This is a genomic window from Streptomyces sp. XY431 (assembly GCF_001279805.1).
GTDB lineage: Bacteria > Actinomycetota > Actinomycetes > Streptomycetales > Streptomycetaceae > Kitasatospora > Kitasatospora purpeofusca.
This window is the reverse complement of record NZ_LGDO01000485.1, coordinates 16,153-28,694: the sequence shown is the minus strand read 5'-3', so window position 1 is coordinate 28,694 and position 12,542 is coordinate 16,153. Positions and strand designations below refer to the sequence as shown.

The window sequence follows — 12,542 nt, the reverse complement described above, 5'->3', positions numbered from 1 at the left end:
CCGCCCGCCGAGTCACCACCCTCGACCGAAGCAGGAGCGTTCCCCATGACCGACAACCCGGAGCAGGACTACGACCCGGGTGACGTGGCCGTCATCGGCATGTCGCTGCGGGCCCCCGGCGCCCGTACCAAGGAGGAGTTCTGGGACAACCTCGTCCACGGCCGGGAGTCCGTCTCCTTCCTGGCCAAGGACGACATCCATGTCGACGAGACCCTGATCCACAGCCCGTTCTACGTACGGGCCTGCGGCGTGCTCGACACCTACGACCAGTTCGACCCGTCGGTGTTCGGCATCAGCGACCGGATGGCCGCCGCGATGACCCCGGAGAACCGGCTGTACCTGGAGAGCGCCTGGGAGGCGCTGGAGGACGGCGGCTACGACCCGGACCGGCTCACCGCCGAGATCGGCATGTACGGCGCCAACAACCCGCAGACCGCCGCGCTCTACAGCTCCCCGCCGGACCGGGTGTCGGTCGGACCGGAGGCGATCGAGGCCAGTCTGGCGTGGTCGCCGGACACCATGACCTCCAACGCGCTCTACTACATGGGGCTCACCGGCGAGGCCGTCACGGTCGCCGCGGTCTGCGCCGGCTTCCACTACGCGGTGCACCTGGCCTGCCAGTCGCTGCTGCTCGGCCAGACGGACATGGCGATCGCCGGCGGCGCGATGGTCCGGCTGCCGCACCCCCGGGGCCACCTGTGGGAGGAGAACCGCGTCCTGTCCAGGGACGGCCACTGCCGGCCCTTCGACGCCAACGGCACCGGCACCGCGCTGTCCAGCGGTGTCGTCACCCTGCTGCTGAAGCCGCTGGGCCGGGCCGTCGCCGACCGCGACCACGTCTACGCGGTGGTGAAGGGCTCGGCGGTCAACAACAACGGTGTCAGCGCGATGGCCTACGGCCTCGCCCAGCCCGAGCGGCTGAGCGCCTGCATCGCCAACGCGATGCAGGTCGGTGGCGTGGACCCGGAGACGGTGTCCATGTACGAGGCCAACGGCCTGGGCCTGCCGATGACCGACGAGCTGGAGGTGCACGCGGCGGGCATGGCCTTCGGCAAGCAGACCGGGACCACCTCGATCGGCGGCGTCAAGGGCAACGTGGGCCACGGCGGCGTGGTGTCGGGCGGCTTCGGCGCGATGAAGGCCGCGCTGGCGCTGTACCACCGGACGCTCCCGGCCACGATCAACCTGACCGAGGTCAACCCTGACCTCGACTTCCCCAGCACCCCCTTCGTGCCGCAGCTGGAGACGGCCGCCTGGGACCCTGAGGCCGGCATCCGCCGGGCCGGCATCACCTCGCTCGGCGGTGGCGGCTACAACGCCCATCTGCTGCTGGAGGAGGCACCCGACGCCGCCCGGCGCGCGCCCGAGCCGGCGGGCCGGCCGCGGCTGGCCACCCTGTCCGCCCTGGACGACGAGGCGCTCGCCCGGCAGCGCGAACGGCTGCTGGCCCGGCTGGAGGCCGACCCGGAACTCCGGCTGGACGACGTCTGCTTCAGCCTCAACCTCGGCCGCAAGGTGATGGCCCGGCGCTGGGCGGCGGTGGTGCGCAGCCGCGAGGAGCTGATCGCGGCGCTGTCCGGGGACGCCCCCGCCGGTACGGCCGTCACCTCGACGGCCGCCGCCCCGCCGTCCGACCCGGGCGCCTTCGGCCGCACCGACCACGGTCTGGTGCCGGCCGGCGGCGACGCGGCGGAGCTGGCCGGGCTGGCGGCCGCCTGGGTGGGCGGCAGCCAGGTGGACTTCGGCGCCCTGCACCGGGGGGAGTCCGGGCGCCGGGTGCCGCTGCCCACCTATCCGTTCCGGCCCCGCCGGTTCTGGCGCACGGACTGGTGAGCATGAGCGCCTCCACACCGGTCCCGGCCCCGGATGCCGTGGACGCCCTGGACCTGGGCGACCCGGCGACCTTCGCCGACCACCGCCTCGACCTCGACGGGTACTGGCGCGGTCTGCGCGACCGCGCGCCGCTGCACTGGAACCCACCGGTCGACGGCCGGCGCGGGTTCTGGGTGCTGTCCCGCCACGAGGACATCATCGCCACCTACCGCGACAACGTGAACTTCACCTCGGAGCGCGGCAATGTGCTCGTCACCCTGCTGGAGGGCGGCGACGCGGCGGCCGGCCGGATGCTGGCCGTCACCGACGGGCACCGGCACCACGAGCTGCGCAAGATCCTGCAACGGGTGCTCTCGCCGCGGGTGCTCGACGAGGTCGCGCGGACGGTCCGGACCAACACCCGGTTGTGGATCCGGGAGGCGGTCGAGGCCGGCAGCTGCGAGTTCGCCGAGGAGATCGCGAGCCGGATCCCGATGACCACCATCTCCAGCCTGCTCGGGGTGCCCGAGGAGGACCGGGACTACCTGCTGAGTCTGACCAAGGCGGCGCTCTCGGCGGAGGACGAGGACGTCGACGCGGTCGACTCCGAGATGGCCCGCAACGAGATCCTGATGTACTTCATGGACGTCGTCGAGGAGCGCCGCGAGTCGCCCGGCGAGGACGTGATCAGCATGCTGATCGCCAGTTCCATCGACGGGGTCCCGCTGTCCGACGAGGACGTGGTGCTCAACTGCTACAGCCTGATCATCGGGGGCGACGAGACCAGCCGGCTGACGATGATCGACTGCCTCCACACCCTGGCGGCCCGGCCCGACGAGTGGCGGCGGTTCAAGCACGGCGAGGTCGCGGTCGGGACGGCGGTGGACGAGGTGCTGCGCTGGGCCTCGCCCACCATGCACTTCGGGCGCAGCGTCGAGCGGGAGACCGAACTGCACGGCGTCCGGCTGCGGCCGGGCGAGATCGTCACCCTCTGGCACGCCTCCGGGAACCGCGACGAGCGGGTCTTCGACCGGCCCGGGGTGTTCGACCTCGGCCGCGCGCCGAACAAGCACATGGCCTTCGGCTACGGTCCGCACTTCTGTGTCGGCTCCTACCTGGCCAAGGTGGAGATCGCCGAACTGCTCGACGCACTGCGGGACTTCACCACCGGCTTCGAGCAGACCGAGGAGGCACTGCGGATCCGGTCGAACTTCCTGACCGGCTTCTCCACGATGCCGGTGCGGTTCACCCCCGACCCCTCCGGACTGAAGGCCGCCGACGGCTGACGCCGGCCACCATCCGATCAGTGAGCGCAGGAGTGCGGATGAACATCTACATGTCAGGACAGGGGGCGTTCGCGGTCCAGGTCGCGGAGGCCCTGCTGGACGAGGGGCACAAGATCGTCGGCGCGGCCGCCCCCCGGCTGCGCAAGGGGAAGTCCGACGAGGGCGACGCGATGTCCTGGGACCGGCTGCGCTCCTGGGCGTACCACCGGGACGTCCCGTGGACGGATTCGGCGGAACTGCGGGCGATGCACATCCCGGACGGGGTGGACATCATCCTCGCCGCGCACTCGCACGCCTTCCTCGGCCGGCGGACCAGGGCCAGGGCGGCGGTCGCCACCATCGGCTACCACCCGAGCCTGCTGCCGCTGCACCGGGGCCGGGACGCGATCCGGTGGACGGTGCGGGACGGCGACAAGGTGACCGGCGGCAGCGTCTACCACCTCACCGAGCGCACGGACGGCGGGCCGCTCGCCGCCCAGGAGCACCTTCTGGTGCCGCCGGGCTCGACCCCGCAGACCCTGTGGCGGGACCACCTGGCGCCGCTCGGGGTGCGGCTGCTGCTGAAGGTGGTCGCCGACCTCGCCGCGAACCGGCGGATCGAGGTGCCGCAGGACGAGAGGCTGGCGACCTGGGAGCCCGCGATGGACGCGCCGCCGCTGTTCAAGCCCGAACTCATCGCCCTGCCGGGCACCGACACGGTCCGGGTCGAGAGCGGCCGGTGGGCCCTGCACGAGCGCTGAGGCACCACGGCCCGGCGGCCCCGCGCACAGCCGGTGCGCGGGGCCGCCGGGCCGCTCCCGGCCCTACGCCGGGAACAGCGTCCGGTGGACGGGGTGCTCGCGGAAGCCCCGGCCGCGGTGCGGCGAGCCGTGGGTGGCCGACAGTTCCCCGGCCGCGGTGCGCAGGGTGGCGGCCAGGTGGTAGTCCGGGTGGACGCCGTCGGCGCCGGTCCGGACCCGGAAGGTCAGGTCGAGCGTGTCGCCGCGCTCGACCGGGACCTCGGCGTCGAACAGCGGGAAGTACACCGACGCCCAGCTGGTCGGGTCCCGGAGGGCGTCCAGGGGCTCCTCGTCCGGGAGGCAGGCGATCCGGAGCCAGGTGAGCACGCCGTCCACGCTGCCCGGGCGGCGGACCGTGAGCCGGACCCGCCGCTCCTGCTCCGCCCGCAGGTCACCGTTGAAGTCGAGGACCTCGACCTCCTCCTCGGTCGAGAGGAGGGCTTCCGGGTCCGGGTCGCCGATCCGCAGGCGGACGTCGAACGGCGCCCCGTTCCACTCGAAGATCCGTTCCAGATAGGGGACCGCCTCGGGTGCGAAGGCCACCGGGGAACCGCCCAGGACCTCCCGGAGGTTCACCGCGGCCGCCCGGGTGACGCACCGGTGCGGCACGACGACACCGCCGGGCACCAGGTGCCGGCGCCGGGCGTCGGCCAGGACCACGGCGGCGCCCTCCGCGCCCGCGACCGACCCGATCACCTCGGCCACGCAGACCTCCGCCGGGGGCCCGATCTCCAGTTCGGTGGACACTCCGTGCAGCAGGGCGACCCGGTCCGCGAGGCCCCAGGCGAGGCGGTTCGCCGACGCGTTGCGGAAGGTCTCCGCCATGGCCTCGATCGCCACGGCGCCGCTCGCGCCGCAGGACACGCTCTCCCGGGCCCAGTTGAGGTGTTCGCCGGTGCCGATGTCGAGCACCCGCCGCCCCGGCGCCAAGGCGCGGACCGCCGCGCGGAACCGTTCCACCCGGCTCTCGTCGGACGTCAGCGCGCCGTAGAGCGCGGAGTCGTAGACCGGGTACTCGCCGATGCTCGGCCAGAGGACGGCGCCCGCGGCGCCTCCCCCCGGCCGGGCGGCGACCCGTACGCCGACCTTCGTACCACCTACCGAGATGTCAAGACGTTCTGTCACTTGTCGTTCCCTCGTTGTGAATCACTGCGGTCGAGCTGTTCCTCCGGGGTGTTGCGACCGGGCCGCCCCGGCCGGAATACCCCGGCCGTAATACCCCGGCCCCGGTCAGAGCGCGTGACCGGGCGTTCTCCGGACCAGCGCCCTGGCCATGGCCCGCAGGGTGTGCGCGGTGGCGAAGTGCGGGAGTTGCAGGCCTTCGAGGCCCCGGCGGCGCAGGGTCTCGACCAGGGCGGGGGCGAGGACGGCGCGGCCGCCGGCCTCCGCGTAGGTGAGGGCCAGGTTGACCGTCCCGAGGCCGTGGGTCTCCTGCAGGGCCGCGACGAGTTCGCGCTCGGGCTCGGTCGTGGGGCCGAGCACCGGGGTGCCGTCGCCCGGCAGCCAGTCGGCGCCGGCCGCCAGGTCGGGGAGCCCGGGACCGGTGGCGCGGCTCGCGGACCCCTCGGCGAGGCGGTAGCGGTGCGGCGCGATCAGGTCGCCCTCCAGGTGGAGCCGGGACAGCACGTACTCGTGCACGTCGAACAGGCAGGACGGCCCGTCGAGCGACACCCGCGCCACGATCTCCTCGTCCTCCTCGGACACCTCGGCGGCGAGCACCCCGGGGCAGCCGGCGACCACCTCGGCGACGGTGTCGAGGTGGACCCACGTCCCCCGCACCAGCCGGGCTTCGGTCGAGCGCGCGAAGTCCGACGGGAGCAGCGCACGGGCGGCGGCCAGGGGGACGTCCGGCTGTTCGGCGACCAACCGGACGAACCTCGGCAGCAGTTCGGACATGTGGTGGACGATCCCGGCCGGGAGCATCACCGCGTCCACGTCGAAGTCGACGGCCACCGTGGCGTCGTCGACGTAGATCCAGGTGGCGTAGCTCCAGGGCTCCTCGCCGGACCGCCATTCGTCGGTGCGGGTCAGCCGGACCTCCGCGACGGGGATCCCGTCGGTTTCCGGGGTGTCCGGTTCCGAGAGCCCCTGGTAGTTGAAGTACAGGCCGCGGACGGATCCGATGCCGCGCTCCTTCTCCAGCCGCAGCCGGGAGTCCTGGTCCCGGATGCCCAGCCGCAGTTCCTCGGTGTAGGCGCGCAGGGCCCCGGCGGACACCTCGGTCAGGGACTCCGCCAGTGTCCGCTCCTCGTCGAGGTCCACCATGATCTCCAGCGCCTTGGCGACGAGGTCGATGCTGTCGTCACTGGGGAGCCGGAGGCCGATCGCGTTGACGACCATGATCCGGGGGATGCCCGAGTAACGGGAGATCAGCCAGCCGACGGCGTGCATCAGGACCATGGCCCGGGACACTCCGTGCGCCCGGCAGACCCGGTCCAGGAGCGGCAGGAGTCCCTCGTAGCGCACCGCGGACATGAGGAACCGCGGGTCCGGGGTCTCCTCCTTCACGGTGGCCGGCACCAGCAGCCGGGGGGCCAGCGCCCTGGGGTCCCGGCTGTACCGCGCCCTGCTCTCCGGGGTCCGCGGGATCCGGCGCTCCTTGGCCGCCCGGTCGAGCGGGTGGGTGATCCGCAGGGGCTTCTCCGTCCCCGTCCCCGTGCAGAGCGCCAGGAACTGCTCCCTGAGGTTCCGCACCCCGGAGCCGTCGAGCACGATGTGCTCGAAGACGAGGCTGAGCACCCGGACCTCGTCGTCCTCGACGAACAGCCGCACCGACCACAGCGGCCGGGTGTACAGCGAGCCGCCGACGAGCGGGTGGATCCCGCCCTCCTCGCCGTACTCCGCCAGGGTGCCCAGCTCGGCGACGGTCAGCGGCAGCCGGAAGCCCTCGGCCTCGAAGACCAGTTGGTACGGAAGGTTGTCCGGGCCGAGCCCGAACGCGGTCCTGAGCACCTCGTGCCGCTCGACCAGCACCGTCAGCGCCGCCGTCGCCGCCTCGACGGAGATGCCCGCCGGGAGGTCCCACTGCTTGGACCAGGCGTTGTCGATGTCCCCCTTCTCCCGCCAGTAGAGCCGCAGCCACCAGCGTTCCTGCTGTTCGGTGAGCGGACCGCTCCGCACGACAAGACTCAATTCCTCCACCCCTCCGTGGATCGACAGTGGGACGCGGCCCGGTCGGGCCCGCCCCGGGAAGCGGCCGCCGGGACCACCCCGGGAACCGGCCGGCCGCCGGGCCCGCCTCAGGAGCCGGCCGCCCGCCGGGCCGCGAGGAGTGCCCTGTTGATGTCCTCGTGGTCGTCCTCGTAGCTGCCGTTGAGCAGGACGTGCCCGACCCCGGCGCGCAGGTACTCGGCGAGCCGGGAGCCGACGTCCTCGTGGCTGCCGACCAGGAACGGCGCACTGGCGTGGCCGCTGCGGAAGGCACCCAGCCAGTACGCGTCCGGTTCCTTCTCCCCGGCGGCCCCGGCGGACTCGGCGGCCCCGGCAGCCCCGGCGGCCCCGGCGGCCCCGGCGGACTCGGCAGCCCCGGCAGCCTCGGCCACGGCCTCGACGGCCAGTCGGCGCGACCAGGAGTTCTGGGAGACGGTCTTGAGCAGCGTCTCCTGCCGGCCCTGCCAGGTCTCGGGGAACCGCTCCCTGGCCGTCGCCCAGGCGTCCTCCCGGGCCGACCCGGCGACGATGCCGATCCGGATCCCGAGCTCGCCGGTGTAGCCGCCGGCCAGCAGCGGCTCCAGGAAGGTCTCCTCCCACTCCGGGTAGCGGGCGGGGTGGGTGACCACCACGTCGGCGACGTCCCTGGCCACACCGATGCTGGCCGGCGAGGAGCCGGCGACGAACAGCTTGCACTGCGAGAGGACTTCGGGCCGGGGCTCCAGCCGGAACTTGCGGTAGGAGTAGAACCGGCCCTCGGTGTCGACCTCCTCGCCGCGCAGCAGCGCGCGCAGGACGAGCCCGTACTCGCGCATCCGCTCGTACCGCTCGTCGTGGCCGAGTTGGTCGCCGGTGCGGCGCAGCTCGTCGTCGCGGGCGCCGGCCACCAGGTTGAAGTGCAGCGGGCGGCCGTACAGCGTCGCGTACGCCGCGGCCATCGCGGCGGCGGTGTGGGGCGGCAGCGAGGAGGGCTGGACGGCGATCAGCGGGACGAGGGTGTCGGTGGCGGCGCCGAGCTGGCCGGCGATCAGCCAGGGGTCGACCTCGTGGAGGTTGTGCGGGACGAGGATGCCCGACCAGCCGGCGCGCTCGCAGGCCGCTCCGGTCTCCCGCAGCCGGGAGAGGTAGTCCTGCTCGAACTCACGCTGTCGGCTTGCCGATTCCGGGGTCACGGAATAGACGTGCACGGTGTTCCTCCGTCAGTCGATGGCGAGTACGCCGGTCGGGTCGTTGCTGTTCCCCTGCGGGCGCAGGTCCTCGGGGTCCACGTAGTCGCGGATCCGGCGGATCAGCGTGGTGCTGTTCTGGCCGAAGCGGTGCGGCTCGCGGAGGTTGGTGATCTCCAGCCGGCCGCCGTCCCGGCCCTTGAGGGATTCGAGGTAGCGCAGCACCGCCCGCCCCTGCGGGTACGTCATCAAGTAGTGCGCGGCGAACATGCCGCCGGCCGGGTTGACCAGCTCCCAGTACTCGCGGACGAAGGCGAGCGTGTCCCAGGTGTCGATCCAGGCGAAGTCGATCAGGCCGAAGGCGTCCCTGACCTTGTCGGCCGATCCCCTCAGATCGCCCTCGATGACCTGGCAGACGCCGGTGAGGTCAAGTTGGTCGAGGACGTCGAGGGCCCTGGGGGCGGAGGAGGAGGTGTCCGTCATCCGGTCGATGCAGATGAGCCTCGGCTCGTACGGCTCGTCGTAGTACGGGGCGTGGGCGAGCGGCTGCGCCTCGCTCGACCCGGGGGTGCCGAGCAGGGCGCGTTCGGCCTCGAAGGCCTCCTTGTTGTCCTTGAGCGCCCTGGCCAGGTAAGGGGTGGTGTACCCCATGCCGACCTCCAGGACGCGCTGCGGCCGCAGCGTGCGGATGAGCCAGTACAGCAGCGGGGCGGTGGAGTCGGTCCCCATCTCGGGGACCTCCAGGGACTTCACCGTCGAAACGAACGCGTCATCGATCATGAGACACCTGCCGGATGCGGCCCCGGGGCGGGGCACGTGGTGGATGGGCCTTCGGACGTGGGTGCGGCTAGGAGTTGTACTCGACCGCCAGGGCCGACCAGGAGTACGGTCCGCCGGTCGCGAGCAGGAGGCGGTCCCCGGGGTCGAGCGCGCCCGAGGCCGCCAGTCGGTGCAGGGTGATCAGGAGGTCCGCCGAGAAGCAGTGCCCGAGTTCGGTGACGGGCCCGAGCAGGAGCTTCCCGGGGGGCATCCGCATGGCCGCGAGCAGGAACTTCTGGGCGGCCGGGCGGTAGTTGGGCAGGACCGCGTACCGGAAGTCGGCGCGGGTCCGCCCGAGGGTGTCGAGCAGGGCGGTGACGGTCTCGGAGGCGAGCCGGACCGTCGAGAGCAGCCCCTGTTCGGCGGGGTCGGCGTCGGCGAGCCGTACGGCCGTGCGGCTCGCGGCGGCCTCCACCCTGAGCCGGGGGCCGGCCGTGTCCGGTCCGCCGGAGAGCACGCAGGCGGCCGCCCCGTCGCTGAACACGGACAGGCCGCTCGCCATGATCCGGTCCCGGCCCTCCGCCCGGTCGGCGAGCAGCAGCAGGACGCGCTCGCACCGGCCCGAGGCCAGGGCGTCGGAGGCAACCCGGACGGCGGGGACCAGGTTGCCGCAGTCCTGCCCGGACAGGGCGAGGTGCTCGACGTCGTTGAGGCCGAGGCGGTCCAGGATCCGGGCCAGCGAGCCGGTGGTGTCCGGGTCGTTCTCGCTGACGTAGACCACGAGGTCGGGCCGGGCGGCGGTGGCGAGGGTCCGCTCGGCGGCCGTGGCCGCGAGGTCCCAGATCTCGCGCCGGCTCTCCCGGAAGCGGACGATCTCGGTGACCAGCGGGGAGATGTCAGCGGTCGTGGTCCCGGCCAGGTCGGACACCGGGCGGACGTCGCCGCACTCGTATCCGATGGCCGAGATGGTGGTGCCGTGCATGGTTCCCTCTCACTCGTCGTGGGCCGGGCGCGGGGCGGGGCGCGGGGTCAGGGGCGGGGGCTGGAGCTGGGGCTCACCAGGTGACGGGGAGCCGGTGCACCCCGTAGAAGCCCATGTCGGTGGCGAGCGGGACCTCCCCCGGCGGCACCGCCAGGGCCAGGCCGGGGAAGCGCCGGAAGAGGGCGGGGAACGCGACCCGCATCTCGAGCCGCGCCAGGTTCCGGCCCAGGCACTGGTGGATCCCGTGGCCGAAGGCCAGATGGCCCGAGGTCCGCCGGGAGAGGTCCAGCCGGTCGGGGTCGGCGAACTGCGCGGGGTCCCGGTTCGCCGCCGACAGCGACACCGTCACCGACTCGCCAGCCCTGAGCAGCCGGCCCCCGAGCTCGACGTCCTCCAGCGGAGTGCGCGGGACCCCGAAGTGGAAGATCGTCAGATAGCGCAGCAGTTCCTCCACCGCGTTGTCGGCCAGCGCCGGGTCCCGCTTCAGCGCGGCCAGCTGCTCGGGGTGCGACAGCAGGGCGAAGGTCCCTAGGGCGAGCGAGCTCGCGGTCGTCTCGTGCCCGGCGGTGAGCAGCAGGACGCCCGCGCCGGCGATCTCCTCGGTGCTCAGGGTGCCGTCCTCGACGAGCATGCTCAGCACGTCGTCGCCCGGCCGGGTCCGCCTGCTCCGGGTGAGCTCCCGCAGGAACCCGTCCAGGCGGTCCATCGCCAGGGCGGCCTCCCCGGCGGAGGCGTCCAGGCTGAACAGGAGGGCGCTGTCGCGCTGGAAGGCGGCCCGCTCCCCGTAGGGCACACCGAGGAGTTCGCAGATCGCGAGCGAGGTCACCGGCAGCGCGAACCGCTCGACCAGGTCGGCCGGCGGCCGGGAGTCGGCCATGGCGGTGAGGCGTTCCTCGACGAGCTGCTCGATCCGCGGCCGCAGGGCCTTCGTCCGGTGGGCCGTGAAGGTCCCGGCCAAGGGGCGGCGGACCCGGGTGTGGGCGGGGGGATCCATGTCGACCATCCAGCCGGGCAGCGCGGGGACGCCGAAGAAGGGGTCGGCGCCGGGCCGGGCCACCGGTGCCCGTTTGAGCTCGGATCCGGCGCTGAACCGCGGGTCGGCCAGCACGCTCCGGGCCAGGGCGTGGCCGGTCACCAGCCAGCCGGTGTGGCCGTCGGGGTAGGCCAGCGGGCGGATCGGCTCCCCGCCGCGGTGGTCGGCCAGTTCGGTCGGCGGGTCGAAGGGGTTGGGCCGGACCGTGGGCAGCGGGGACGCCGGCGAGGACGGGTGCGGGCACAGGTGCGGGCACGGGTGCGAGGACGGTTGGGCGGCGTGCGTCATCGGACCTCCTTCCGCAGGAACTCGGCGAGCCGCGCGACCCCGGTCTCGATCTCCCCGGGGTCGAGGTAACTGCAGGAGAGCCGCAGCCGGTGGTCGCCCCCGGAGCCGAGGTGGAACGGCGCCATCGGCGTCCACAGCACGCCGTACTCCGCCGCCGACCGTTCCAGCAGGGCGGTGTCGGCGGGCACCGGCAGCGTCATCCGGACGAAGAACCCGCCCTCGGGCCGGTTCCAGCTGATCCCGCCGGGCAGACCGTCGGCCAGGTGGCGGTCCAGCGCCTCGGCGAGGTGGTTGAGGTTCCGCTGGTAGAGCTCCGACTTGCGCCGGCTCAGCGCCATCAGGGAGCCGCCGTGCTCCAGCAGCATGCCGCCGATCACGGCCTGGCAGATCGGGGAGGTGTTGACGGTCACCATGCTCTTGGCGGCCGCGAGTTCGTCGGCCAGCAGGGTCCCGGCGCCGCCCGGGCGGACGACCTCCTGGTCCGCGACCACGTAGCCGACCCGCGCGCCGGGGAAGCAGACCTTGGCGAAGGTCCCGAGGTGCACCACCCGCCGGTTCCGGTCCAGCGCCTTGAGCAGCGGCAGCTCCGTCCCGGGCGCCGCGGTGAAGCCGTAGGCGTTGTCCTCCAGCACCAGGAAGTCCTCGCGGTCGGCGAGTTCGAGCAGGCGGTGGCGGACGTCGAGCGGCATCCGGCCGCCGCCCGGGTTGGCGAAGTCGGGCGCGACGTAGCACGCGCGGACCCTCCGGCCGGTGCCGCGGGCGGTCCGGCAGCGCGCCGCCAGGGCGTCGAGGTCGAGCCCGAGCGGGGTCTCCTCGACCCCGACCAGGTCGATGTCGAGCAGCCGGGCGGCCCCCCTGATGCCGACGAAGCAGGGGTCGGCGACGGCGAGCACGTCCCCCCGGGAGCCGAACAGGGTGCGCAGCGTCAGGAACATGGCCTCCTGGGCGCCGACGGTCACCACCACCGCCGCCTCCGGCACGTCGACGGCGTGGTCCCGGCGCAGCGCCCCGGCGACGAGGTCGCCGATCAGCCCGCGGCTCGGCCCGTACTCCAGCAGCAGCCGGCGCGCCCGGTCCGGGGTGTGGCCCCGGTCCCGGACGAGGTGGTCGAGGAAGCGGTCGAGGTAGCGCCCGGGGGCGAGGTCGGGCAGCAGGTCCGGGTGGGGGGCGCCCGGGGCGAAGGAGACGGCGTCGGGGTAGCGGGCCATGACCTCGTTGAGGAAGCCGATCGAGCCGAGCACGGGCTCCGCCAGCGAGGCGTGCAGCGAGGTGGCGTCCAGGCGCACC

10 protein-coding genes are annotated in these 12,542 nt (G+C 73.4%); 3 read left to right on the top strand and 7 right to left on the bottom strand.

The features are described from left to right. Positions 1-45: 45 nt before the first annotated feature. The 3 genes from ADK60_RS32720 to ADK60_RS32710 are packed head-to-tail and all read left to right on the top strand — an operon-like array spanning position 46 to position 3,838. On the top strand, positions 46-1,833 hold the full coding sequence (locus tag ADK60_RS32720; protein ID WP_053650593.1) for a beta-ketoacyl synthase N-terminal-like domain-containing protein: 1,788 nt from the start codon (positions 46-48) through the stop codon (positions 1,831-1,833). Between the two features lie 2 nt (positions 1,834-1,835). Next, positions 1,836-3,098, top strand: coding sequence for a cytochrome P450 (locus ADK60_RS32715; RefSeq protein ID WP_053650592.1), 1,263 nt, complete (start codon positions 1,836-1,838; stop codon positions 3,096-3,098). 20 nt (positions 3,099-3,118) lie between these two features. Next, on the top strand, positions 3,119-3,838 hold the full coding sequence (locus ADK60_RS32710) for a formyltransferase family protein (protein WP_234326403.1): 720 nt from the start codon (positions 3,119-3,121) through the stop codon (positions 3,836-3,838). A 63-nt stretch (positions 3,839-3,901) separates the two neighbouring features. Here the strand turns inward: ADK60_RS32710 and ADK60_RS42615 are convergent, their stop codons facing one another. The 7 genes from ADK60_RS42615 to ADK60_RS32675 form a co-directional block, all read right to left on the bottom strand. Continuing rightward, positions 3,902-5,002, bottom strand: coding sequence for an SAM-dependent methyltransferase (locus tag ADK60_RS42615; RefSeq protein ID WP_053650591.1), 1,101 nt, complete (start codon positions 5,000-5,002; stop codon positions 3,902-3,904). Positions 5,003-5,107: 105 nt separating this feature from the next. Continuing rightward, entirely contained in the window at positions 5,108-7,009 is a 1,902-nt protein-coding gene (locus tag ADK60_RS32700; protein WP_159400686.1) for a condensation domain-containing protein, read from the bottom strand. Between the two features lie 107 nt (positions 7,010-7,116). Then, on the bottom strand, positions 7,117-8,214 hold the full coding sequence (locus tag ADK60_RS32695) for an LLM class flavin-dependent oxidoreductase (RefSeq protein ID WP_053650589.1): 1,098 nt from the start codon (positions 8,212-8,214) through the stop codon (positions 7,117-7,119). A gap of 12 nt (positions 8,215-8,226) precedes the next feature. Beyond that, positions 8,227-8,973 carry an O-methyltransferase gene (locus ADK60_RS32690; protein ID WP_052709557.1) on the bottom strand — a complete coding sequence of 249 codons (747 nt, stop codon included), beginning with the start codon at positions 8,971-8,973 and terminating at the stop codon, positions 8,227-8,229. 67 nt (positions 8,974-9,040) lie between these two features. Further along, entirely contained in the window at positions 9,041-9,934 is an 894-nt protein-coding gene (locus ADK60_RS32685; RefSeq protein ID WP_053650588.1) for a 3-oxoacyl-[acyl-carrier-protein] synthase III C-terminal domain-containing protein, read from the bottom strand. A gap of 73 nt (positions 9,935-10,007) precedes the next feature. After that, on the bottom strand, positions 10,008-11,255 hold the full coding sequence (locus ADK60_RS32680) for a cytochrome P450 (RefSeq protein WP_079008881.1): 1,248 nt from the start codon (positions 11,253-11,255) through the stop codon (positions 10,008-10,010). After that, positions 11,252-12,541: an aminotransferase-like domain-containing protein gene (locus ADK60_RS32675; RefSeq protein ID WP_234371402.1), complete on the bottom strand. Its 1,290-nt coding sequence runs from the start codon at positions 12,539-12,541 to the stop codon at positions 11,252-11,254. Before ADK60_RS32675 ends, ADK60_RS32680 begins: the two co-directional genes overlap by 4 nt. Position 12,542 lies beyond the last annotated feature (1 nt).

Coding starts and splice junctions, on each gene's coding strand:
- ADK60_RS32720 (WP_053650593.1), top strand. CDS start 46: ATGACCGACAACCCGGAGCAGGACTACGACCCGGGTGACGTGGCCGTC.
- ADK60_RS32715 (WP_053650592.1), top strand. CDS start 1,836: ATGAGCGCCTCCACACCGGTCCCGGCCCCGGATGCCGTGGACGCCCTG.
- ADK60_RS32690 (WP_052709557.1), bottom strand. CDS start 8,973: ATGATCGATGACGCGTTCGTTTCGACGGTGAAGTCCCTGGAGGTCCCC.
- ADK60_RS32685 (WP_053650588.1), bottom strand. CDS start 9,934: ATGCACGGCACCACCATCTCGGCCATCGGATACGAGTGCGGCGACGTC.
- ADK60_RS32680 (WP_079008881.1), bottom strand. CDS start 11,255: ATGACGCACGCCGCCCAACCGTCCTCGCACCCGTGCCCGCACCTGTGC.